Source organism: Pseudomonas sp. 5P_3.1_Bac2 (assembly GCF_025465995.1).
Lineage (GTDB): Bacteria > Pseudomonadota > Gammaproteobacteria > Pseudomonadales > Pseudomonadaceae > Aquipseudomonas.
Genome location: NZ_JANLNY010000030.1, coordinates 96,756 through 119,461, shown reverse-complemented (window position 1 = coordinate 119,461; position 22,706 = coordinate 96,756). Strand labels below are relative to the sequence as shown.

At 60.4% G+C, this 22,706-nt stretch carries 18 protein-coding genes and 1 pseudogene; 9 read left to right on the top strand and 10 right to left on the bottom strand.

Translation table 11 applies throughout. The annotated features are described in order from the left end of the window. Positions 1-163: 163 nt before the first annotated feature. The 6 genes and pseudogenes from NTD81_RS21535 to NTD81_RS19935 all read left to right on the top strand — a co-directional run. A pseudogene (locus tag NTD81_RS21535) lies at positions 164-1,303 on the top strand (HAMP domain-containing protein); the annotation flags it as partial. Then, on the top strand, positions 1,301-2,164 hold the full coding sequence (locus NTD81_RS21530; protein WP_410017196.1) for a methyl-accepting chemotaxis protein: 864 nt from the start codon (positions 1,301-1,303) through the stop codon (positions 2,162-2,164). The pseudogene NTD81_RS21535 and the gene NTD81_RS21530, both read left to right, overlap by 3 nt. Before the next feature lie 223 nt (positions 2,165-2,387). Beyond that, the gene (locus NTD81_RS19950) at positions 2,388-3,050 is read left to right on the top strand and encodes a TetR/AcrR family transcriptional regulator (RefSeq protein WP_262184485.1); all 663 of its coding nucleotides are present in this window, start codon (positions 2,388-2,390) and stop codon (positions 3,048-3,050) included. Beyond that, on the top strand, positions 3,050-3,646 hold the full coding sequence (locus NTD81_RS19945) for an IMPACT family protein (RefSeq protein ID WP_262184484.1): 597 nt from the start codon (positions 3,050-3,052) through the stop codon (positions 3,644-3,646). Before NTD81_RS19950 ends, NTD81_RS19945 begins: the two co-directional genes overlap by 1 nt. 142 nt (positions 3,647-3,788) lie before the next feature. Then, positions 3,789-4,736 carry an adenosine deaminase gene (locus NTD81_RS19940; RefSeq protein WP_262184483.1) on the top strand — a complete coding sequence of 316 codons (948 nt, stop codon included), beginning with the start codon at positions 3,789-3,791 and terminating at the stop codon, positions 4,734-4,736. 527 nt (positions 4,737-5,263) lie between these two features. Further along, positions 5,264-6,118, top strand: a complete 855-nt coding sequence (locus NTD81_RS19935) for a DMT family transporter (protein ID WP_262184482.1) — start codon at positions 5,264-5,266, stop codon at positions 6,116-6,118. Positions 6,119-6,548: 430 nt separating this feature from the next. Here NTD81_RS19935 and NTD81_RS19930 read toward each other — a convergent pair whose 3' ends face one another. Both NTD81_RS19930 and NTD81_RS19925 read right to left on the bottom strand, forming a co-directional pair. After that, positions 6,549-7,028 (bottom strand): copper chaperone PCu(A)C, encoded by a 480-nt coding sequence (locus NTD81_RS19930; RefSeq protein WP_262184481.1) that lies wholly within the window; start codon positions 7,026-7,028, stop codon positions 6,549-6,551. Between the two features lie 156 nt (positions 7,029-7,184). Further along, complete coding sequence (locus NTD81_RS19925) at positions 7,185-7,574, bottom strand: DUF2946 family protein (RefSeq protein WP_262184480.1); 390 nt, start codon at positions 7,572-7,574, stop codon at positions 7,185-7,187. A 197-nt stretch (positions 7,575-7,771) separates the two neighbouring features. Between NTD81_RS19925 and NTD81_RS19920 the strand changes: the two genes are divergently transcribed. Next, positions 7,772-9,628, top strand: a complete 1,857-nt coding sequence (locus NTD81_RS19920) for a PAS domain S-box protein (protein WP_262184478.1) — start codon at positions 7,772-7,774, stop codon at positions 9,626-9,628. Here NTD81_RS19920 and NTD81_RS19915 read toward each other — a convergent pair. After that, positions 9,625-10,818: a Bcr/CflA family multidrug efflux MFS transporter gene (locus NTD81_RS19915; protein ID WP_262184477.1), complete on the bottom strand. Its 1,194-nt coding sequence runs from the start codon at positions 10,816-10,818 to the stop codon at positions 9,625-9,627. The two genes, NTD81_RS19920 and NTD81_RS19915, sit on opposite strands and share 4 nt — an antisense overlap. 335 nt (positions 10,819-11,153) lie before the next feature. Here NTD81_RS19915 and NTD81_RS19910 point away from each other — a divergent pair, with 335 nt between their 5' ends. Then, positions 11,154-11,822: a TetR family transcriptional regulator gene (locus tag NTD81_RS19910; protein ID WP_262184476.1), complete on the top strand. Its 669-nt coding sequence runs from the start codon at positions 11,154-11,156 to the stop codon at positions 11,820-11,822. Here NTD81_RS19910 and NTD81_RS19905 read toward each other — a convergent pair. Then, positions 11,801-12,013: a heavy-metal-associated domain-containing protein gene (locus NTD81_RS19905; RefSeq protein ID WP_262184475.1), complete on the bottom strand. Its 213-nt coding sequence runs from the start codon at positions 12,011-12,013 to the stop codon at positions 11,801-11,803. The genes NTD81_RS19910 and NTD81_RS19905 overlap by 22 nt on opposite strands. A 178-nt stretch (positions 12,014-12,191) precedes the next feature. Between NTD81_RS19905 and NTD81_RS19900 the strand changes: the two genes are divergently transcribed. After that, on the top strand, positions 12,192-14,582 hold the full coding sequence (locus tag NTD81_RS19900; RefSeq protein ID WP_262184474.1) for a heavy metal translocating P-type ATPase: 2,391 nt from the start codon (positions 12,192-12,194) through the stop codon (positions 14,580-14,582). 100 nt (positions 14,583-14,682) lie between these two features. Here NTD81_RS19900 and NTD81_RS19895 read toward each other — a convergent pair whose 3' ends face one another. The 6 genes from NTD81_RS19895 to NTD81_RS19870 form a co-directional block, all read right to left on the bottom strand. Then, a complete protein-coding gene (locus tag NTD81_RS19895) occupies positions 14,683-16,884 on the bottom strand; it encodes an OsmC domain/YcaO domain-containing protein (protein ID WP_262184472.1) in 2,202 nt (733 codons plus the stop codon). A gap of 125 nt (positions 16,885-17,009) precedes the next feature. Beyond that, positions 17,010-17,930: a transporter gene (locus tag NTD81_RS19890; protein ID WP_262184471.1), complete on the bottom strand. Its 921-nt coding sequence runs from the start codon at positions 17,928-17,930 to the stop codon at positions 17,010-17,012. A gap of 19 nt (positions 17,931-17,949) precedes the next feature. Continuing rightward, positions 17,950-19,371 carry an OprD family porin gene (locus NTD81_RS19885; protein WP_262184470.1) on the bottom strand — a complete coding sequence of 474 codons (1,422 nt, stop codon included), beginning with the start codon at positions 19,369-19,371 and terminating at the stop codon, positions 17,950-17,952. An 18-nt stretch (positions 19,372-19,389) separates the two neighbouring features. Continuing rightward, positions 19,390-20,370 (bottom strand): HlyD family secretion protein, encoded by a 981-nt coding sequence (locus tag NTD81_RS19880; RefSeq protein ID WP_262184469.1) that lies wholly within the window; start codon positions 20,368-20,370, stop codon positions 19,390-19,392. Continuing rightward, positions 20,367-20,570, bottom strand: coding sequence for a DUF1656 domain-containing protein (locus NTD81_RS19875; protein WP_262184468.1), 204 nt, complete (start codon positions 20,568-20,570; stop codon positions 20,367-20,369). The genes NTD81_RS19880 and NTD81_RS19875 overlap by 4 nt, the downstream gene beginning before the upstream one ends. Beyond that, on the bottom strand, positions 20,560-22,698 hold the full coding sequence (locus tag NTD81_RS19870) for an FUSC family protein (protein ID WP_262184467.1): 2,139 nt from the start codon (positions 22,696-22,698) through the stop codon (positions 20,560-20,562). The genes NTD81_RS19875 and NTD81_RS19870 overlap by 11 nt, the downstream gene beginning before the upstream one ends. Positions 22,699-22,706: the final 8 nt, after the last annotated feature.

The window sequence follows — 22,706 nt, the reverse complement described above, 5'->3', positions numbered from 1 at the left end:
CGCGGCAAAATCGCTGTCGAGTGGATGACGCCAATTGGCTGGCGGCAAGCTTTTTGCTGGCAATTCGCCACACAGGTGTGGCACATAAGCGCCCTGCCCTCATCAGCAAGCCCTCTAGCACTGGGCTTGCCTGCCAATAACGCCAATAAGACAGAGAGAAACGATGCTTTTTTTTAACCCGGTTCTGCAGTTAATGAACCGTGCACGTTATGCACATAAGTTCATGCTGATCTTCATGGTTTTTATGCTGCCTTACTGCGGTTTAGCCGTCAGTAAGCTCTCTGATATGTATCGCCTGCTCGAACAATCACGCCAGGAGATGCATGGTCTGGACGCCATCGAGCAGTACCTGCCGGTGTATCGCAAATCCTTGGAGTTGTCCGGCCTGCACGTGATCAGTTACGGCCGCAACAAGCCGGACGTACAGCAAGCCATCGCTAAGCATGGCGAAGACTTTATCGCCGACGCCCGCGCCCTTAATCAGCAGTTGAGCGGCCTGGGTTTTGCCGACCAGCAAAGCCCGGAGAACGATCCCGGACTCAAGGCCGAGAAAAACAAACTGCGCGTGCAGGGCCTTAGCTCGCAGATGATCGAGCACGGTCGCTCGCTCAGCACCCTGATCGGCAACATGAATGAGATCGCCGCCACGGCCAAACTCAGCCAGGACAGCGATGCAGAGATTTACCGCAACGTCGCCCTGCTCACCAACAAGCTGATTCCGCTGTACGACGTGCTGAGCCAGACCCGGACCTTTACCGGTTACCTGACGGCTTACGGTTATCTGGAGGCCACCTCCACCTCGAGCATCCTCAATCAAGTGGGCAGCTTGCAGCAGTACGTCGACCTCAATGACGGCAAGGGCAATGCGCAGGCACGCAGCTTGATGGCCGAGGCCGCGCAGCAAGCCCTCAGTTACTATCAAAAAGAGGTGGTCAGCACCTTTACCCAGAGCGGCTATTTCGATCTTGATGCCGTCGATCAATGGCACGCTCAATACGACCGTCTGCTGCCACAAGTCGAAACCTTGCAGCGCGCCGAGCAGGTGCTGCTGCAAGACACGCGCAGCCGCTTGCAAGCGCGGATCGACGCCAACAGCAGCGCGCTGCTGATTTGGCTCAGCGTGTTGCTGTTGGTGGTGCTGTTGCTGGTGTACCTGTTTGTTGGCTTCTTCCTCTCGGTGCGCATGGCCATCCATAACATCACCGGCGCCACCCGCAAGATGGCCGAAGGCGACCTGCAACACCCAATCAAAACCCAGGCCCGCGATGAACTGGGCGACCTGGCCGACGACTTCAACGAGATGCAGCGGCGCATGAGCGGCCTGATCAGTAAGGTTGCCGGCTTCTCCGAATCGACCCAAGGCAAGGCGCAAAACGTCAGCCGCATTGCCGCCACCAGCCAGTCGAGCATCCAGCAGCAGGCCCGTGAACTGGAGCTGATCGCCACGTCCATGAGCGAGCTGGTGAGCAACGTCCAGGAGGTCAGCCAGAACTCCCACATCACCGCCGACAAAGCCAATGCCGCCGGCGACAAATGCCGCGAGGGGCGTACCCAAGTGGACGGCGCCGTGGCGCGGATTAATCAGCTATTTAACGAAATGGACAACTCCATCGCGGCGATTAATTCGGTGGAAAAAGAAAGCCACGAGATCGCCAAAGCGGTCGACCTGATCAAAAGCGTGGCCGAGCAAACCAACCTGCTGGCGCTTAACGCGGCTATCGAAGCCGCCCGCGCCGGCGAGCAAGGACGGGGCTTTGCCGTGGTAGCGGATGAGGTGCGCAGCCTGGCGATTCGCTCCCATCAACTGACCGGCGAAATCGACCAGACCATTGAGCGCCTGCGCCAGCAGGTCAACAATGCCGTGCGTACCATCCACGACAGTCACCAGAGCGCAGCACAGAGCGTTGAGCAGATCACCCTGACGGCGAACATCTTCGAGCAGATAACCGGTAGCATGGAGCAGATCATCGATCACAATATCCAGATAGCTTCGGCCGCCGAGGAACAAGCGGCGGTGGTGCAAGGCGTGGAGCAAAACACGCTGCAGATCAAAGCGCTCAGTGATAGCAACGCCACTGAAGCCTGCAACGCGGTGCAGATCAGTGATGAACTGGCGGGCATGACCCGTGACCTGCATGGTCTGATTGCCGCCTTTAAGGTCTGATACTGAGCAATAATGGCTAACGCACCAAACCTAAGTTTGGTGCTGTAAGCAACTGTTTAAGCACCAAAAAGATTCAAGCCGCCCTATGATTGCACCCGTTTTAACCACCCTGTAGAGACAGCCAGCACGCAATGATGTCTTTTTGACATCAAAAGGCTTGATATGCACTGCGCGCTGCGGTATCTGTTCAGTCATTCCGTCATCAGAGCTTTAAAGATTTGCCATGATCCTCGCAGCCTCAGTACCACCAAGCACCGAAAAACCTGCTGGGCGTATCCGCCAGAAAAACCAAGAAGCAATCATCAAGGCCGCCGAGGAAGAGTTTGCCCGCCACGGTTTCAAGGGCACCAGCATGAACACCATCGCGCAGAACGTTGGCCTGCCTAAGGCCAACCTGCACTACTACTTCAGCAGTAAGCAGGGGCTGTATCAGGCGGTGCTGCTGAATATCTTGCAACTGTGGGACGGCGCCTTCGACAGCCTCACCGTCGACAGCGATCCCGCCCAGGCGCTGGCAGATTTTATCCGCGCCAAAATGGAGTATTCACGGCGTTACCCCAAGGCTTCGCGGATTTACGCGATGGAAGTCATCAGTGGCGGCGAGACTCTGGCCAAGGTCCTCGGTCAGGATTACCAAGACTGGTTTAAAGGTCGCACCGCGGTGTTTGAGCGCTGGATTGCCAGCGGCAAAATGGCCCCGGTTGACCCGGCCCATTTGATCTTCTTGCTGTGGGGCAGCACTCAGCATTACGCCGACTTCAGCTCGCAAATCTGCCGGGTTACCGGCCGCTCGCGGCTGACTAAGGTTGATTATGACCAGGCCACCGCTAACCTGATCAGCATCATCCTCAGAGGCTGCGGTCTGACGCCGCCCACTACGGCCTAATGCCCTTTACCCTGCTCGGACCTTGCGACTACCGCGAGGACATCCGCAAAAGCCGCTTCCTCGCCATCGCGGCCCCAGTGACCAGCGCGCAAGCGGCCATGGCCTTTATCGCCAGCCATAGCGATGCCAGCGCCAGCCACAACTGCTGGGCGTTGAAGATCGGTCAGCAATATCGTTTTAACGATGACGGCGAACCCGGCGGCACCGCAGGCCGGCCGATTCTCGCGGCAATAGAGGCGCAAGATTGCGATCAGGTGGCGGTGCTGGTGATCCGCTGGTACGGCGGCATCCAACTGGGCACCGGCGGCCTCGCCCGCGCTTATGGCGGCAGCGCCAACAAGTGCCTGCAAGGGGCACAGCGGCAGTTGCTGATTACTCGTGATACCTATCAGTGCCATCTGTTGTTTGCTGAGTTACCGCTGCTTAAGGCACGTTTAGCCGAGTTCGACTGCCTGCTTGAAGCAGAAGATTACGACGGCCAGGGTGCTCAACTGAGTCTGGCGGTGGCGCCTCAGCAGCAGCCGGCTTTGGCGCAGCTAGTTGCCGATATCAGCCGTGGCCGTGCGCAGTTAAGCCTTATCCCCAGCGCTGAGTAAACGCCTCTGCGCGCCCTGCCCGAGCCCTTCGCCTTACGCATTTACACCTGACCTGAGCGCGGCCTTCCGGCCAGCGGCGCGGATAAATCCTGGCTGAGCGGTTAAACTTTACGGCGAATCTGCCTGATAACGAGATCTATCCATGTACGACTGGCTCAACGCCTTGCCCAAAGCCGAACTGCATCTGCATTTGGAGGGCTCGCTGGAGCCTGAGCTGCTGTTCGCTTTGGCCGAGCGCAATAAAATCGCCCTGCCCTGGCAGGACGTCGACAGCCTGCGCAGTGCCTACGCCTTCAACAACCTGCAAGAGTTCCTCGACCTGTATTACCAGGGAGCCAATGTGCTGCGCACCGAGCAGGACTTTTACGACCTGACCTGGGCCTACCTGCTTAAGTGCAAAGAACAGAACGTGATCCACGTGGAGCCGTTCTTTGATCCACAGACCCACACTGATCGTGGCATTGCCTTTGAGGTGGTGCTGCGCGGGATCAAACAGGCACTGCGCGATGGGCAAAGCAAACTGGGCATCAGCCATGGTTTGATCCTGAGCTTTTTGCGCCATTTAAGCGAAGAAGCAGCCTTTGCCACCCTGGCCGAAGCCATGCCGTTTCGTGACGATTTTATCGCCGTCGGCCTCGACAGCTCGGAGCTGGGCCACCCGCCAAGCAAGTTCCAGCGAGTGTTTGCCAAGGCCCGTAGCGAAGGCTTATTGGCGGTGGCCCATGCCGGTGAAGAAGGCCCGCCCGAGTACATCTGGCAGGCGCTAGATTTACTCAAAGTGCAGCGTATCGACCATGGCGTGCGCGCCATTGAAGATGAGCGTCTGATGCAGCGCATTATCGACGAGCAAATCCCGCTGACCGTGTGCCCGCTGTCCAACACCAAGCTGTGCGTATTCGATGATATGGCCCAGCACAATATCCTCGACATGCTTGAGCGCGGCGTGAAGGTGACGGTCAACTCCGACGACCCGGCGTACTTCGGCGGCTATGTCGGAGAGAACTTCGCCGCGCTTTACGACAGCCTCAAGATGAGCAAAGAGCAAGCCCTGCGTCTGGCGCAAAACAGCCTGGATGCACGCTTGGCCTGAGCCCAGGGTGCCTGGCCGATAACGGTGGATAAGACCGCTACGCGGTCGTTATCCACCCTACCGAGCCTCTGCGTGAAGCTATCGGTGCAAGCGCCTGTGCGGCGACTGCACCTTACGTCATGCCCCGCGCCCATAGTGTGGATCAGAACGTAGGGGGGATGACGCTTCATCCATCCACCATGGGCGTTACCCTGCAATCGACACCGTCCACACGGCCACTAAACGCCGGCACTAGGCGTTTGACCTGCACAGGTAAGCCAACTACAGTTGCCCGACACTGCGCATTAGAGTTTGCCTCCATGTCCAACCACGCCAGCCGCCGCATTACCTTGCAGCCTGCCTTTAGTGCAGCCGCGCTGTCGTGCCTGTTCAGTGTTTCCCCACCTGTATCGATGGCCCCACCACCGGGCTCGCCGCCACCGCCAAACCACGGCTAACGGCGCGTTACTTACGTCCAGCTCCTGTTCGGTTTGCCTGAGGCTCTCCTGCTCGCTGGATGTCGTTCATCGACACTTACAGGTTTATCTATGACTCTGCGTACTTCCACGTGGGCCAGCCTGGCCAGCACCTGCTTGTTTGTTTTGCTGTGGGGCAGCGGCGCGATTTTTTCGCGCTGGGGGCTCGACCACAGCTCGGCCTTTGCCTTTCTCACCCTGCGCTTTGCCCTGGCCTTAGCCACCTTGCTACTGCTCGCACCCTTGCTTGGGCCACTGTTGCCACAAGCGGGCACGCGACAACAGGTGGCCGTTACCGGCGTGCTGCTGATCGGCGCCTACTCGATCTGTTATTTCCTCGCCCTGGAACAAGGGGTAACCCCCGGCGTGCTGGCCACGGTGCTGGGGGTGCAGCCGATCCTGACCCTGGTGATCATGGAACGGCGTTTTTCCCTGCTGCGCCTGCTGGGGTTGTTGCTGGCCTTGGCCGGTCTAAGCCTGGTGGTGCTGCAAGGCTTACTCAGCGCGCATCTGTCGGCGTGGGGCATGGGCTGTGCGCTGCTGGCTTTGGCGGCGATGACCTGGGGGGCGATCTTGCAGAAAAAACTGCAGCAACCGCCGCAACAGATTCTGCCCTTGCAGTACGCGGTGAGCCTGGTGCTGTGCCTGCTGTTCGTGCCGTTTAAGCCCTTTAGCGTCGACTGGAGTTGGGGCTTTATCGTGCCGTGGCTGTGGCTGGCGTTGATGATCTCGGTACTGGCGCAGATTCTGCTGTATCGGCTGATCCGCGCCGGTAATCTGGTCAACGTCACCAGCTTGTTTTACCTCATGCCGGTGGTCACCGCCTTGCTCGATTACTGGGTATTGGATAACCGCCTGCCGGGCTTAAGCCTGCTCGGCATGTTGGCGATCCTGGCCGGGCTGGCCTTGGTCTTTCGCGGTAAGTGATGGCGAGCGGCGGGAGCACTCGGGGGATGGATTGCTCGCACGTTTACAGCCGTTATTGTGCGCGGCCAAAACGGTGGGCAAGACCGCTGTGCGGTCGTTGTCCACCCTAGCCGGGCCTCTGCGAGATGCTATCGGTGCAAGCGCCTGTGCGGCGATTGCGCCCTACATGGCAGGCCGTCTTTCGCGGTAAATAATGTCGAGCGGTGTGAGCACTCGGGTGATGGATTGCTCGCACGTTTACAGCCGTTATTGTGCGCTGCCAAAACGGTGGACAAGACCGCTGTGCAGTCTTGTCCACCCTAGTCGAGCCTCTGCGTGACGCTATCGGTGCAAGCGCCTGTGCGGCGATTGCGCCCTATATGGCGTTTTTTGCAGCAGCATATTTGGCCCATATCTACCCGTGATGATGGCCACGCTGGCGCCCGCTGAGTTATTGCGCGTGCTGGTGGTGTTCAGGCATCACCGCGGCAGGTTCATCCTTCTGCACGGCCACCTGCACCTCAACCTTGCCGGCCTTCTCGAAGTTCAGGGTCAGCGGGAAGCGCTCACCCGCCTTGGCCTGTTGTTTAAGGCCGAACAGCATGACGTGATAACCCATGGGGGCGAACTTCACCTCGGCGCCAGGGGCTATCGCCACGCTGTCCACCTGACCCATTTTCATCAGCCCATCGACATGCTGGTGTTCATGGATCTCGGCCTTTTGCGCCACCGGGGTGCTGGCACCCAGCAAACGATCCGCCTCCTGCCCTTGGTTATGCAAGACGAAATAAGCCGCTGCGGTCGGTGCTACCGGCGGCATCTCGCGCGACCACGGGTGATCGATATGGATAGTGCCCGCTTGGTATTCATGGGCGCTGGCGAACAGGCTGGGGACCAGCAAAGCGCTGGCCAGAAAGATTTGCTTAAACATCGGTGCTCTCCTGCGTGGGTCTGACCCACAGGCATAAATGGCTAATTGCTGACGCAGTACAGGCTGCGTATTTCAATCAAACGCCGGCACTAGGGATGATCTGCGCACGGCGCTCAAGCAGGCTGGGCAGCAACCCTCAGGCTGCCACCCGGCTGATTAGGCCAAGCAAGGAGAGGCGCGAGGGTTGGCGGAAGGCCATACATCGCGCGGTGCGCGCCAGCCTTGCCACCGCTCTGGCAGCGGCAGCGCGCGCCATAACGGCAGCAGGCCGAGCAGCCCGAACAGCGCGGCGAGCAGCACTGAACTGAACACCGAGCTGAGTACACAACCGCCGTCAGCGGCGGCGAGCAGGTGCTGGCTGTCGCCAGCGCTCAGATCCAGCGGCGCACCGGCCTTGGCGTCGAGGGCGCAGAACTGCGCAGCCAAGCCACTGAGTTTCAGCGCAGCCATTTGCCCGTGGCCGATACTGCAGGCGAGCGCACTGAACAGCAGGCTGCAATAGAGCAACCCAGCAAGCAGACGGCGATCGGTTCGGCGTAGGTTCATGGCGCGCAACTTTAGCATGCTCGGAATCGGATGATGGTCGGTACTCTGCGGTTGATTGCCACACAATCAACGGGCAAGACTAGTCAGACGCGCCGCACCGCGCCAGCCGCGTGATCTGAAAAGGCTGTTCTGGACATTGTCAGACAGCTGCGTCAATGTCATAGCCCATTGCCACAAACTCCATTTGCCAAGCCACCATGCAATCTGACCTTAAAGGTTCCCTGCGCCTAGCCGGCCTGTACGTGCTGCTCAGTGCGTTATGGATTTTCTGCAGCGACCGTGTGTTAAGCCTGCTGAGCAACGACGTCGAATTTATCCAGCAATTGCAAACGCTCAAGGGTTTGCTGTTTGTCCTGGCCAGCGCCTTGTTCTTGCTGTTCACCAGCTACCATGGTCGCCAGAAACGACGCCAGGTGCTGCAGCAGTTACAAAATAGCCAAGAGCACTTACAGCTCAGCCAAGCCCACAGCAAACAGGGCAGTTGGAGCTACCAGCAAGATTTCCAGTGGAGCGCCGCGGCCCTGCGCCTGCTTGGTCGCGAGAACCTGGAACAGCAACCGAGCCTAAGCGAACTGCTCAGTTGGTTGCACCCAAGCGAACGCGGCAACGTGCAGCGCGCCCTGCTGGCCCTGCTCGAAGAAAAACGCGAGCTGAACGTCTGCGTCCAACTGCAAGCGCCCCACGAGCAAGCCCCACAGGTTTGGTTGCAATTGCGTGGCCAGGTGAATGAGGCCGGGGGGATTTGCGGCACCGTGCAGGACATCAGCGTGCAAAAGCACCATGAGCAAGCCCTGCGTCAGGCGGAGCAACGCTTACGCCAGTTATTCGGGCAAACCCCACGGATCGCCGTGCAGGGCTACGACCGCGAACGCCGGGTGATTTTCTGGAACCAGGCCAGCACCCAGCTGTATGGCTACAGCGTGCAAGAGGCCATGGGCCGGCGCATGGAAGAACTTATCGTGCCACCGCAAGCGCGGCGCAAAGTGGCGGTGGCCGCCAACCTCTGGCAACTCGACGGGCCACCGGTGGCCGCCGGCGAAGTGCAGTTGCAACGTAAAGATGGCGGCCCGGTGTGGGTGCACTCCAGCCATATGACCCTGCGCAATAGCTTCGATCAGCTGGAGCTGTATCAGATCGATATCGACCTGACCGAACAGAAGAAAATGCATGCCGCCCTGCAGGTCAGCGAGAGCCGTTACCGCACGCTGGTGGAGCATCTGGGCGATGCCATTTTTATCACCGACGAACACAACCAGCTGTGCTTTCTTAACCCGGCCTGGTGCGAAATCAGCGGCTACAGCAGCAGCGAGAGTTTGGGGCAAAACCTGTCGCGCTTTATGCCCGAGCTGGGCCAAACCCCGCTGCGTCAGCAGTTGGAAGAACTGAGCAGTGGCCTGCTCAACAACCTGCGTCTGGAGTGCCAGTTACTCACCCGCAGCGGCCAGGTACGGCGGGTCGAGTTGCAGCTTAATGTCAGTCTGCCCGAGCGTACCCTGCATGGCAGCCTGCGCGATGTGCACGAGCGCCACCAAGCCCAGCAACTGCAGAAGGCGCGTAATGCGGTCCTGGATGAATTGCTGGCTAAGCACCCGCTGGGCGAGATTCTCACCGGCATCAGCCGGGGCCTGGAGCAGTTGCAACCGCACATGCGCGTGTCGATCATGCTCCTCGATGAGCACAACCAGTTACGCATCGGGGCCGCGCCAAGTTTGCCGTTGGAATACTGCCAGGCCATCGATGGCATTGCGGCGCAGCACGATGTGGGCTCTTGTGGCCATGCCGCCGCCAGCGGTGAGCTGGTGATTGCCGAAGACCTCAGCAGCCACCCCAACTGGCAACACTATGCCGAGTTGGCCACCCGCGCCGGACTACACGCCTGCTGGTCCCTGCCGTTTAAGGACGATCACGGCAAGGTGCTTGGCACTTTCGGCATCTACTACCCGCAGCCGACCCGGCCAAGTCATGCCGATATCGCTCTGGTCACCGAGTTCACCCGGCTGGCGGGGCTGGCCCTGCAATTCAGCGCCACGCCCCAAGTAGCAGCCCTGAATTAGGCCGCCGCAGCCTGCCGCTGACGGGCCTCGGCCCAGCGCGTGAAGTAGTTGCAGCTGACCGTCAGCACGCCGCACAGGCAGATCAGCAACGCCACGGGGCGCGCCGTGCCGTCATGCAGCAAGCCGACCAAGCTGGCCATGCTCGCGGCAATCGCAAACTGCACACTGCCCAGTAACGCCGAGGCGCTGCCGGCATGCTGCCCCTGCCCCGCCATGGCACAGGCCGACGCATTGGGCAGCAGCACGCCCAGGCAGGCAATGCAGCAAAACAGCGGCAGCAAAAAAGGCCACAGCACCGGAAAACGCGCCAGCGCCACCAGCAGCAGAATCACACCAAAGCTCAGATACAGCCACACCACCCGGTTCAGTAACTTATCCGGGCCAAAGCGTGCCACCAGGCGCGCGTTGATCTGCGCCACCAGGATAAAGCCCAGGGCGTTGCTGCCGAACAGCAACCCATAGTGCTCCGGAGCGACGCCGTAGAGCTGGATAAAAATAAACGGCGACCCGGCGATATAAGAAAACATCCCGGCCATGGCAAAGCCGCTGGTCAGGGCATAGCCCATAAAGGCGCCATCACGGAACAGCCCCCGGTAGTTAACCCACGCCTGATTCAACGGCACCTTGGCCATGTCCTTCGGCATCGACTCGGGCAACCAGCGGGCGATGGCCAGCCAGCAGCCCAAGCTAAATAACGTCAGGCAGATAAAGATCGACGGCCAGCCCAAGGTGCTGAGCAATAAGCCACCGAGCCCCGGCGCCATGATCGGGGCAACGCCCATGACCAGCATCAGTTGCGAGAAGACCTTGGCCGAATGGATCGGATCGCACAGGTCGCGCACCACCGCCCGCGACACCACCATGCCCGCGCAACCGCCCAGGGCTTGAACAAAGCGCGCGGCAATCAGCCATTCCAGGCTCGGCGCCACGGCGCAGGCCAAGGAGGCCAAGCAGAACAGCGCGACCCCAGCGAGCAGTGGAATCCGCCGGCCAAAGCGGTCGGCCAAAGGACCATAGAGCAGTTGCCCCAAGGCCAGGCCGACGAAGTACGCGGCCAGCGACAACTGCACGCGCTCGGCGTCAGTGCCAAAGGCTTCAGCCAGGGCGGGGAAACTGGGCAGGTAGAAGTCGACGGCCAATGGGCCAAAAGCGCTCAACGCGCCAAGAATCAACAAAAGACGTAAGGGCATGATTTTCCAAATGCTTAGCTGGCCCGGCGTTTTTTTTGCCAATACCAGCGCCGTGAACAGTGAAAGAAGCTTAGGTGCCAGGGTGAGTCCATGGCGGTAGAGCAGAAGGCAGTGCCATTAACAGACCACAAGCGCAGCCCCAGATTCAGCACAAGTCAGTAAAACACCGCATCTCAAAACTGGCCAGCAACGAGCGACTACAGCCGTCGGCAAAGAACCGCTCAACGACGGCAGATTGCCATGCTATTTACATACATACCGGTATGTAAATAGCCAGCCAGCGCAAAAGCAATTACACTTAACACCTTGACACCCTGCAGAATTTCCTTACAAGCATGCGCAGAACCAAGGCTGACGCCGAAAAAACCCGCAACGCCATTCTCGAAGCAGCCGAAGCACTGTTTCTAGAACGCGGCGTGGCCCACACCAGTCTCGAGCACATCGCCCGGCACGCCGGCGTCACTCGGGGAGCGGTTTATTGGCATTTTGCCAACAAGGCCGACTTGTTCACCGCCATGATCAATCAGGTGCGCTTACCCCCAGAAGTGCTGGCTGAGCGCCTGCTCGGCTGCCCGCAGCAAGACCCGCTGCTGAACCTGCGCTATCTGTGTATCGAGGCCCTGACCAGCCTGATCGAGGATCAGAAAAAGCAGCGCATCTTCACCATCCTGCTGCGCCGCTGTGAGTTCACCGACGAGCTGCGTCCCGCCGAAGAGCGTCAGGAAACCTTTATCAGGGCGTTTATTCAACTCTGCGAGCAGCAGTTCGATAAGCCCGGCGTGCGTGCCCGGCTGTATCCGGGGATCAACCCGCACATCGCGGCGCGGGCCGTTCACGCCATGATCATCGGCCTGTTCCACGAATGGATTCGCGATCGCAGCCTGTTCATGCTGCAAGACGATGTGGCGCCGATGATCGATAGTTGCTTTCGCGGCCTGGTCCGCGAGTGGCGCGGCCAGGATTTCCCGCCGTGCCGGCCGGATCAGGCCAAGCCGACGTCGTAACCGGCTTCAACCATGGCCACCATCAGCACGTCGCTGGACAACGTGCTGGTGATCTGCACCGAACCGCCCTGCAGTTGCACCTTGACCTTGGCTTGGGCATCCAGCGCGGTGACAGCCTCGGTGATGGTGTTGACGCAGTGTTGGCAGGTCATGCCAGTGACGTGGAAGCGATGAACAGTAGCGCCCGACATGGCGATCTCCTTAGATAAAAACCCATTGTAACCGGGCCGCCCAGTACGCAGGGCGGCTTAGGATGATACTCAGGCTAAAGCTTGCCACCGGGGCAAGGTCAAGTCATGGTGGCCGCTTGACCTTACCCCGGTGGCAAGGTTGATCCTTAGGCTCTCGACCTGCCCACGAGGTTTGCCAATGTCCAGCCCCACTGTCAGCACCTTCACCCTGCCCATTCGCGGCATGACCTGCGCCAGTTGTGCCGCACGGGTCGAGCGCGCCCTGCGCAAAGTCGAGGGCGTCAGCCAGGTACGGGTCAACCTAGCTACCGAGCAAGCCCATCTCGAAGCGCCAGCCAACAGCCTGGAACAACTACGCGCCAGCGTCAGCCAGGCCGGCTATGAAGTGCCCAGCAGCAGCGTGCAACTGGCCATCAGCGGCATGACCTGCGCCAGCTGTGCCGGGCGCATCGAGCGGGTGCTCAACAAGCAAGCTGGCGTGCTTAGCGCCCGAGTGAACCTGGCCACGGAGCAGGCCAGCGTGCAAGTGTTGAGCGGCACTGATCCCTTGGGCCTGCTACAAGCGATCCAACGCGCCGGGTTTAGCGCGCAAGTCGCCAGTGCCGTGGATGCTGGCGAGCAGCGCGCCGCCCATGAGTTACGCGCTCAGCGTTGGCGGGTGCTGCTGGCCCTGGCCTTAAGCGTGCCGCTGATGCTGCCCATGTTGCTGATGCCCTTTGGCGTGCACTGGATGCTGCCGGCCTGGCTGCAATTTGCCTTGGCCACGCCGGTGCAGCTGTTTTTCGCCGCCGGCTTTTACCGCGCCGCCTGGCAGGCCCTGCGCAGTGGCGCCGGCAATATGGATCAGTTGGTGGTGCTCGGCACCAGCGCCGCCTATGGCCTGAGCCTGTACCAGTGGGCAACGGCCACTGATGGCATGCCCCATCTGTACTTTGAGGCGTCGGCAATGATCATCAGCCTGATCCTCCTCGGTAAATACCTCGAGAGCCGCGCCAAACGCCAGACCACCAGCGCCATCCGCGCCCTGCAAGCGCTGCGCCCCGATGGCGCGTTGCGTGTGCAAGACGGCGTCGAGCAGTGGGTCAGCCTGGCGGCTCTGCACCTGGGCGATCTGATTGTGGTTAAACCTGGCGCACGCTTTGCCGTGGATGGCCTGGTAAACGAGGGCCACAGCCACGCCGATGAAGCCCTGATCAGCGGCGAAAGCCTGCCCCAAGCCAAACAGCCGGGTGACCGTGTAACGGCCGGGGCGATCAATGGCGAAGGCCGCTTAGTGGTGCAAACCACGGCCTTAGGTGCCGAGACGGTATTGGCGCGGATTATCCGTTTGGTCGAAGACGCGCAAGCGGCCAAGGCCCCCATCGAAAAACTGGTGGATAAGGTCAGCCAGGTGTTTGTGCCCTGTGTGCTGCTCGCCGCCCTGCTCACCTTGGGCCTGTGGCTGTGGCTCGGCGCTGGAGTGGAGACCGCCCTGCTCAATGCCGTGGCCGTGCTGGTCATCGCCTGTCCCTGCGCCCTCGGTTTGGCCACCCCTACGGCGATTATGGCGGGCACCGGAGTGGCGGCGCGCCATGGAATTTTGATCAAGGATGCGCAAGCCTTGGAGCTGGCCCATCGCGTCACCTTAGTCGCCTTCGACAAGACCGGCACCCTCACCTCCGGCACGCCACGCCTGATCCATCAGCACGCGCTGGATGGCGACACGGCGCAGTTGCTGCAACAAGCCGCCGCCCTGCAACGCGGCAGTGAACATCCACTGGCCAAGGCGGTGCTCGATGCCTGCGCCGAGCGACAGCTAATGGTGCCGCCAATCAGCGCCAGCCAAGCACTGGTGGGCCTGGGCATTAGCGGCACCTTAGAGGGCCGCGAGCTGGCCCTGGGCAACAGGCGTTTGCTCGAACAGCACGGTCTAAGCCAAGGCTCGTTGGCCGGGCAAGCCAGCGCCTGGCAGGCCGAGGGCCGGACGCTGTCGTGGCTGCTTGAGCTTAAACCGCAAGCGCGGGTGCTGGGCTTATTGGCCTTTGGCGCTACCCTGAAGAGCGGCGCCAAAGCGGCGGTGGCGGCGCTCAATCAGCGCGGCATCAGCAGCCATTTGATCAGCGGCGATAACCCCGGCAGCGTCAAAGCGGTGGCCGAGGCCTTGGGCATCCGCGTGGCCCATGCCGAAGTGCTGCCGGAAGAGAAAGCCGCGCTGATCAGCCAGCTGAAACAACAGGACGTGGTGGCCATGGTTGGCGACGGTATCAACGATGCTCCCGCACTGGCCGCCGCCGATGTCGGCATCGCCATGGGCAGTGGCACCGATGTGGCCATGCAGGCCGCCGGAATTACCCTGATGCGCGGCGATCCGCGTTTGGTCGCCGATGCGTTGGAAATCAGCCGGCGCACCTACGGCAAAATCCGCCAGAACCTGTTCTGGGCCTTCGCCTATAACCTGATCGGCATTCCCCTGGCCGCCGCCGGTTTGCTCAACCCCATGTTGGCCGGTGCAGCCATGGCTCTGAGCAGCGTCAGCGTGGTGAGCAATGCCTTGTTGTTAAAAACCTGGCGCCCACAGCCACGCGACTAAAAGCAAACGCGCATCGCCCACATGCCACCAACAAAAACGCCCGGGATTAACCGGGCGTTTTTTTACTCGCAAACAATGCCCTTGGTGAAAGGCGACTGACTTAAAGGGCAATGCCAGCAGCTTTGGCCCGCGCCGCATGCAGCTTTTTGTAGCTGTCGATCAGGCGCAGATGCTTATCCAGCCCTTCCAGTTTGGTGCTGGTCGGGGTCAGGCCATAGAAGCGCACGCTGCCGGTCACCGAACCGATCGCGGCATCCATGCGCGCGTTGCCAAACATGCGGCGCAAGTTCACTTCGTAGTCGGCCAAGTCCAGCTCGCGGTCCAACTGCACTTCCAGCACCACGTTAAGGGCTTGATAGAACAGGCCGCGATCCACCGTGTTGTCGTTGTACTGGAGGAAGATCTCCACCAGCTCCTTGGCCTCGTCATAGCGTTTCAGGGCCAGGTTAATCAGCAGCTTCAGCTCGACCAAGGTCAGTTGGCCCCAGGCCGTGTTCTCGTCGAACTCGATGCCGATCAGGGTGCTGACATCGCCATAATCGTCCTGCTCGGATTCCTCCAGACGGCTCAGCAGATCGGCCAGCGCCTCATCATCCAAACTATGCAGATTGAGGATGTCGCTGCGGAAGAACAGCGCTTTGTTGGTGTTATCCCAGATCAAATCCTCGACCGGATAAATCTCCGAATAACCCGGCACCAGGATGCGGCAGGCGGTGGCGCCTAAGTCATCGTAAACCGCCATATACACTTCTTTGTCCATGGCTTCGAGGATGCCGAACAGGGTCGCGGCTTCTTCGGCGTTAGCGTTCTCCCCCGCAGCGCTGAAGTCCCACTCGACAAACTCATGGTCGGCCTTGGCGCTGAAGAAGCGCCACGACACCACACCGCTGGAGTCGATAAAGTGCTCAACGAAGTTGTTCGGCTCCATCAGTGCCTGGCTTTCAAAGGTCGGCTGCGGCAGGTCGTTGAGGCCCTCGAAACTGCGCCCCTGCAGCAGCTCGGTGAGGCTGCGCTCGATCGCCACTTCCTGACTTGGATGGGCGCCGAAGGAGGCAAACACACCGCCGGTGCGCGGGTTCATCAAGGTTACGCACATCACCGGATATTCGCCGCCCAAGGAGGCGTCTTTAACCAGCACCGGGAAGCCCTGCTCCTCCAAACCCTGAATGCCGGCAAGAATGGCCGGGTACTTGGCCAGCACCTCCTGCGGCACATCCGGCAGGGCCAGCTCGCCTTCGAGGATCTCGCGCTTCACCGCCCGCTCGAAAATCTCCGACAGGCACTGCACCTGGGCTTCAGCCAGAGTGTTGCCGGCGCTCATGCCGTTACTGAGGAACAGGTTTTCGATCAGGTTGGAGGGGAAATACACCGTCTGCCCATCGCTGTGACGCACAAACGGCAGGCAGCAAATGCCGCGCTCGGGGTTACCCGAGTTGGTATCGAACAAATGCGAGCCGTGCAGCTCGCCATCCGGGTTGTAGATGGCCAGGCAGTGCTCATCGAGAATTTCTTTCGGCAGCGCATCACGCCGGCCAGGCTGGAACCAGCGCTCGGAGGGATGATGGACGAAGGGCGCATGGCCGATGTCCTCGCCCCAGAACTGGTCGTTGTAGAAGAAGTTGCAGTTCAGCCGCTCGATAAATTCGCCCAGAGCCGAGGCCAGCGCGCTGTCTTTGCTCGCCCCTTTGCCGTTGGTAAAACACAGCTGCGACTGGGCATCGCGGATATGCAGGGACCAGACGTTGGGCACGATATTGCGCCACGAGGCGATTTCGATCTTCATCCCCAGCTCGGCAATGATCGCCGACATATTGCTGATGGTTTGCTCCAGCGGCAGGTCCTTGCCGAGGATAAAGGTCTGCGTGTCGCTATTGCCTGGCAGCAGCAAGGCCTGGGCATCGTCGTCGAGGTTGGCGACTTGTTCGATGATAAATTCCGGGCCGGTTTGCACCACCTTCTTCACGGTGCAGCGCTCGATGGAACGCAGAATGCCCTGACGGTCTTTGTCGCTGATATCGGCCGGCAGCTCGACCTGAATCTTGAAGGTTTGCTGGTAACGGTTTTCCGGGTCGACGATGTTGTTCTGCGACAGGCGGATGTTTTCGGTGGGGATGTTACGGGTGTCGCAGTACAGCTTGACGAAGTACGCCGCGCACAGCGCCGACGAGGCCAGGAAGTAGTCAAACGGCCCCGGCGCCGAGCCGTCACCCTTGTAGCGAATGGGTTGGTCGGCAATTACCGTGAAGTCATCGAACTTGGCTTCAAGGCGCAGGTTGTCGAGAAAGTTGACCTTAATTTCCATGGGACCGTCATCAGCTAAGCAAAAAATTGGCCGCTATTGTCGGTGTTTTGTCGTCATGGGGGCAACGCAGGTCGGCGGGTAAATCCCGCCGGCCCGGTTGCACAGAACAACTAAGGCTGGGCGAACTAGAACGGATGCAAATAGCGCAGGGTCAGCTGGCTGCCCTCGTTGCGGTTTTGCGCCTGGCTTTCCACGTAGAAGTTGGCGTAGAACATCTGCGCGCCCTTCTGATACATCACCCCAGGCCCCAGGCCGGTGACGCGCTCGCGGGAGTCCTTCTGCCGGTGCCCGTCGACCCGGTCGTCACTGATTTGCTTAAGGTGATAACCGGCCACACCGACTCGCCAGTTGTCATCCAGCGCATAGGACACCGCGAAGTTGCTATGGAAGGCCTGACCCGGCTGCACTTCATGGGCTTCGAGGGCATCGGCCGGGTCGTTGTTACGGCTGGTCCAGGCGTAGTGCAGGCGGCCGCTGACCTCCCAACGCTCGCTGAACTGCCAGGTAAAGGCGTAATGCGGATTGACCACCCAGACGTTGGCCCCGGTGTTGATCTGCGCCGATGACGAATAGGAGCCGGTGGGCACCGAGAAGCCCAGTACCGCCCTCTGCCAGTAAGGCCGACCAAACAACTGCACCGGCGCCCATTGCAGCAGCAACGGGTTGAAGATCAAATCCCCCTGACGGCTGCGGGTGCCACTCGGGCCGTTATCCACATCCACGTCCAGATGCACCAGCGGCAACAGCACCTCGGCACCGACATTGGCGCCAAACAGTTTGTGCTCACTGATATAGGCAATGTGCGGCAGCATGGTCAGGCTGCGCACCGCCTGACGCCCCGGCACGGAATGGCCGTGGGCATCGTAAGCAGAGTTGCTGCGCGAGTATTGGATGGGCAGTTCGGTGAGTACGCCGGGCATCACCACACCGTCCATAAAACTGCTGTTGCCCAGCGCCAGCGGCGGCAGCGCCACGCTATCGGCCAAGCTGCTCTGGCAAACACCAGCCAAGGCGAGGACTCCCAGGCTGCGGGTTGAGAAGGTCATACGCGCTCCATGCACTGCCTTAGAAAATGGCGAAAGGGTAGTCAACAATTACCCGGTACTCATCGGCACTGGCATTGCCGCGAGTATTGCCGGGGGCGGTGTAGCCGTCGCCTGAGCGGTGGCTGGCCCAGCGCAGAGTGAGGTTAAGGCCCTTGGCCTGGCCCTCGGCCACGGCGTAGCGCAGGGCGATGTCACGCTCCCAATGCTTGGCGTGCTTGCCATCGGCGTTGTAGATATAGCCATAACCGGCACTGTTAGGGTTGGCCTTGGTCAGGTCGGCCTCGCCGCGGCTATAAGAGGTGCTGAACTGCAAGTTAGGCGCATTGATAAAGGCCAGGCTGGCGGCGTATTGCACCTTCCACGACAGCTCCGTGGGGGCATTGAAGTCAGCGTACTGCTGGGAGTTGCTCAGGTACAAAAACGAGCGGTCGTCCTGGGCGATATAGTCAAACGGCGTGTCGCCATCGACCTTCTGCACCCCAAACGACAGGCTATGGCCGTGACCGGCAAACAGCAGGCCACCGCTATAGGTCTGGTTGTCGATCTGGCCCAGTTGGCTGGCGCCCTGATCACGGGTGCGGTAGTAGTGGACAAACGGCGTCATGTTCCAGTTCTGACTGATTTTCAGCGGCCAGCTCAGGCCGACGTAGTCTTGTCGCCAAATGTCTTCTAACTCACCGCTGTACACCGTCAGGCTATAGGACTGCGGCGCGCTGTACACAGCGCCGAGCCAAGTGATATGCGGGCTCTCTTGGTCGGCGCGCACGCCGGCCCGGTTACTGGCGCCATAGCTGGTAAACAAATGGCTGTGGCCGCTTTGGTTACGCAGGCGGTTGCTGTCGATCCAGCCGGCGTCGAGGGTCAGGTTAGTGATCGAGTAGTTACGCAGGGTCACGCCGCGCAGGGTTTGCGGAAACACGCGGCTGACGCCACCGGCCGCAATGGGGTTTTCCACCAGTTGATCACCGGCCATCAGCAGGCTGTCGAACGCACGGAATTTCAGCGCAGCGCCCGCCGCGGAAAACTCATCTTGCGGTTTGCCCTGGCTATCCAGGGGCAGCAAACCGGCCCCGCCGCTGCCACCGCCGCCATCCAGGCGCAGGCCGTAAAAGCCATGGACATCCACCCCCATGCCAATCGGCGTATCGGTATAACCGGAGCGCAGCGACAGATAGATACCCTGCACCCACTCGCGCTGATCACGGCCCTGCGGCGTGTTGTGGTTATCCCGACCAAAATAGTAGTTACGCAGTAAACCGTTAAACGTGGCCCCTTCGGTAAAGCCTGCGGGAATCTTCATCTCGGCCTTTTGCCGGTCGTTAATATCGCTGCTGAGGTTATCCCGTTGCCCCAGGGAGTTATCTGCTAAGGCGCAGGGCACCAACAGACTCAAACCGAGAAGGGAGTTACCGCGCATAAGCGCTTTACCGTATCGACGCATTAAGCTGGTTTCCTTGTATTACTCTTCTGGGCCTACAGCAGTAGCGGCCAGTTCTGGCAGTACCGTGACGGTTGCCGTGGTGCCTGCACGCAGGCGTTGTAGCTTTAAATACTCGGGATCAATGGCGATGCGCACTGGCACCCGCTGGGCCAACTTGACCCAGGTGTAGCTGGGATTGATGTCGGCCAGCAGGCGGCTACCAGTGGCGTTCTCGCGGTCAGTGATAGCGTAGGCAATGCTCTGCACCGTGCCGTTAAACGTCTCCCCACTCATCAATTGCACCCGCACCGGATGCCCTTCAAGAATGCGCGGCAGCTTGGTTTCCTCGAAGTAACCGCTGACATAAAACGAGTCGCTATCGACTAGCGCCAACAGGCCGTTGCCGACATTGGCGTAGTCGCCCTCACGGGTCAGCAGGTTGGTCACATACCCCGTCACCGGCGCGATCACTTGGGTGCGCCGCAGGTCCAGTTCGGCCTGATGGAGCACGGCGATGGCCTGCTTCACGTTGGCTTCGGCCAGGCCCAGATCAGCCTGATTACGCAATAAATCGGACTGCGCCACGCGCACATCAGTCTGCGCCCGCTCCCACTCTTCGCGGGAAATCGAGGTGGCGGCGGCCAGCACCTTACGCCGGCGTTCCTCGCTCTGGCGCTGGCTCAGTTGCGCCTGGCTGGCGGTGATGGTCGCCTGGGCTTGGCCTAAGGTGGCCTGGGCGACTTCGACGCTGCGTTGGGCACGTTCCACCGCCAACTCATAGGGCTCAGGGTCGATTTGCAGGAGCAGTTGACCCTTCTTCACAAGCTGGTTGTCGTGCAGCGGCAGCCTGACGATGCGCCCGGCGACATCCGCCGATAAGGTCACCACGTCGGCGCGCACCCGCGCATCGCGGGTCCAGGGGGCACGGGTGTAGTACTCCCAGGCGTACCAACCGAGCAACAGCGCGAGCAAGACCACAACCACCGTCACGCCTTGCGCGAGTAATTGTTTTGCCTTCATACAGCCCCCATCAGCAGCACCAAAGTGGCACAGACACAGACATACAACGCTCCCTCAAACAGCGCCTCATGCCACACAAACTGCAGCAGGCCGACGCGGCGAACGAGCCAGTCGAGCAACACAAAAATCGGCAAGGCCAACAACAGGGCCTGGGCGATGGGGGGCAGGTAGACCCCGCCGATCTCAAAATCAATGGGCAAGGCGGCTTTCTCCTGACGACAACGGCTGCAAAAACTCGCTATAGCGTTCAATAAATGAAGCAACGATCAACAGCGCCACGTTGATGCGAAACAGTGACCACAACTGCTCGTGACTGTTGGCCCGAGCCACGCTGTGGCGCTCATCCAACTGCGCCCCCAAGTCACGCAAGTCATGCGCCAGTTGCAGGTGGTCGATACGGCGCTGATCGCTGAGCATCGCGCCAATCTGCTCCAGCAACTGTTGCAGTCGGTTGTCGAAGACCGGCTCCAATTGCGCCCGCTGCTGCTTGAGCAAGTTCAGCGACACGCCCAGCGACATGCAGGCCAGGCTCACGTCGTACAGACGCTGGCCTTGCGGATTACTGATCGAGGGCAGCAGGCCGAGCATCATGGTCAGGCGGTCGGCCATACGGCTTTCAAAAACGAACTGGTACTGATCCGCGCTCGGCGCCAGCAACAACTCGTGCACCTGCTGGCGACTCTCGCGATACAGACGCTGCATGCGCCGCAGCGGGTTAAACGGAAACACCAGGGCGTACACCATCAGCGCCAGCAACGAGGCCAGGCTGTAGGCGCCAGCAAACTCAAACCACTGCATGGCGGTGTTGGTCCAGGCGCCGACGTTCTGCGGCCCAACCATCAACAACGTGGACAGGCCCAGGCCCATGCTGATCCCGGCGGTCAGTGGAGTGGATAAACCTACGGCGACCACGTACAAAAACGGCACCAGCACCACCGCCAGCATCTCGACGGTGGTCATCGCCGGCAGCAACCAGAACTGATAGAGCGCCGCCACCACCAGGGCTAAACCAAAGCCACGCACATAGTTTTGGCTGGCCATCAGCGGGCGCGGAAAGGTCGCCATCAACGAGCACAGCACGCCAATCAAAATCAGCCCGCCGCGGGCCCCTTCCCACCCGGTTTCAATCCACAGCAAGCCCCCTAGCATCAAGGCGACGAAAGCGCGCACGGCGTTCATCCCAGCCAGGCGGTAGTCCATATGCAAGGGGTTGGTGCGCAGCTCAGGGTAGACACTGCTGGCTTCGCGGCCGGACTGGATGGCGTCGCTCAGTTGCAACACCTCATCCAGTTGTTGCAGCAGTCGCGCCTGCTCCCAACGCAGTGCCCAAGCCAGGGAGCGCAGATGATCAGGAATCGGGTCGGCCAGGCTCTCGGCTTTTTCCGCCAGCTGTTCAAAGCGCTGGCGTAAGTCGCGAAAGCCCTGGCGCTCGGCCTCCGGCAACGCCCGGCCATGTTTGGCCAACTGTTCGAGCAGGGCCACTTCATCGGCGCGCAGGCTCTGCACCGCTTCCGGTAAGTCGCCGAGCCAACGCTCAGTGATCAACACCCGCTGATGGCGCAGCACGGTCAGCCGTGAGGTCAGCAGCACCAGTTGATTGCGTAATAACTGCACCATGCTGTTGGCCTTACGCAGGCGCGGTGCATCGAAATACAGGTGGCGGCGCAAGCCTTCCAGCACGTTGATTTCATTGAGCAGTTGCATCTGCCGTTGCTGAAACTCGGCCTCGCCTTCTTCAGTGCGGATCACTTGCGCCGCGTGCAGGGCCATCAGTTTGAGCACCTGATCGACCTTGGCAAAATAGCCCCGCGCGACCGCGCCAGGACGCGCGGTAAGCAAGCTGACCAGCGCCACGCAGGACACCGCGAGCAGCGTTTCGGTGATGCGCGTAATGGCCAGCATCAGGGTGTTTTCCTGCTGCGGCACGGCTAGCATGGCCACCACCACAGCGGTGTAGCCACTGAGCACAAAAGCCTGGGAGTTGGTGTAACGCAGCAGGGTGCCGCCCGCAGTGCAAAAGCCTAACCACAACGCCAGGGTGATCAAAAATGGCAACGGCGCCTGGGGGAACAGGGCCATGATATTGACCGCGACAATCGCCCCTACAGTGGTCCCGATAAACTGCGCAAAGCTGCGCTGCAAAGCCATGCCGGCCAATGGCTGGCTGACGATGATCACCGCCATCATCGCCCATTTAGGCTCAGCCAGATCGAAGATAAACGACAAGTACATGGTCAGCAGCGCTGCGGCGATAGTGCGCAGGGCAAACAGCAGAACCGCTAGGTTGGGGTTAAACACCAACCTGAAGTAGTTGAGCAGTGGTTGCATTAAGCCTC

Coding starts and splice junctions, on each gene's coding strand:
- NTD81_RS21530 (WP_410017196.1), top strand. CDS start 1,301: ATGCAGCGGCGCATGAGCGGCCTGATCAGTAAGGTTGCCGGCTTCTCC.
- NTD81_RS19950 (WP_262184485.1), top strand. CDS start 2,388: ATGATCCTCGCAGCCTCAGTACCACCAAGCACCGAAAAACCTGCTGGG.
- NTD81_RS19945 (WP_262184484.1), top strand. CDS start 3,050: ATGCCCTTTACCCTGCTCGGACCTTGCGACTACCGCGAGGACATCCGC.
- NTD81_RS19940 (WP_262184483.1), top strand. CDS start 3,789: ATGTACGACTGGCTCAACGCCTTGCCCAAAGCCGAACTGCATCTGCAT.
- NTD81_RS19935 (WP_262184482.1), top strand. CDS start 5,264: ATGACTCTGCGTACTTCCACGTGGGCCAGCCTGGCCAGCACCTGCTTG.
- NTD81_RS19930 (WP_262184481.1), bottom strand. CDS start 7,028: ATGTTTAAGCAAATCTTTCTGGCCAGCGCTTTGCTGGTCCCCAGCCTG.
- NTD81_RS19925 (WP_262184480.1), bottom strand. CDS start 7,574: ATGAACCTACGCCGAACCGATCGCCGTCTGCTTGCTGGGTTGCTCTAT.
- NTD81_RS19920 (WP_262184478.1), top strand. CDS start 7,772: ATGCAATCTGACCTTAAAGGTTCCCTGCGCCTAGCCGGCCTGTACGTG.
- NTD81_RS19915 (WP_262184477.1), bottom strand. CDS start 10,818: ATGCCCTTACGTCTTTTGTTGATTCTTGGCGCGTTGAGCGCTTTTGGC.
- NTD81_RS19910 (WP_262184476.1), top strand. CDS start 11,154: ATGCGCAGAACCAAGGCTGACGCCGAAAAAACCCGCAACGCCATTCTC.
- NTD81_RS19905 (WP_262184475.1), bottom strand. CDS start 12,013: ATGTCGGGCGCTACTGTTCATCGCTTCCACGTCACTGGCATGACCTGC.
- NTD81_RS19900 (WP_262184474.1), top strand. CDS start 12,192: ATGTCCAGCCCCACTGTCAGCACCTTCACCCTGCCCATTCGCGGCATG.
- NTD81_RS19895 (WP_262184472.1), bottom strand. CDS start 16,884: ATGGAAATTAAGGTCAACTTTCTCGACAACCTGCGCCTTGAAGCCAAG.
- NTD81_RS19890 (WP_262184471.1), bottom strand. CDS start 17,930: ATGACCTTCTCAACCCGCAGCCTGGGAGTCCTCGCCTTGGCTGGTGTT.
- NTD81_RS19885 (WP_262184470.1), bottom strand. CDS start 19,371: ATGCGTCGATACGGTAAAGCGCTTATGCGCGGTAACTCCCTTCTCGGT.
- NTD81_RS19880 (WP_262184469.1), bottom strand. CDS start 20,370: ATGAAGGCAAAACAATTACTCGCGCAAGGCGTGACGGTGGTTGTGGTC.
- NTD81_RS19870 (WP_262184467.1), bottom strand. CDS start 22,698: ATGCAACCACTGCTCAACTACTTCAGGTTGGTGTTTAACCCCAACCTA.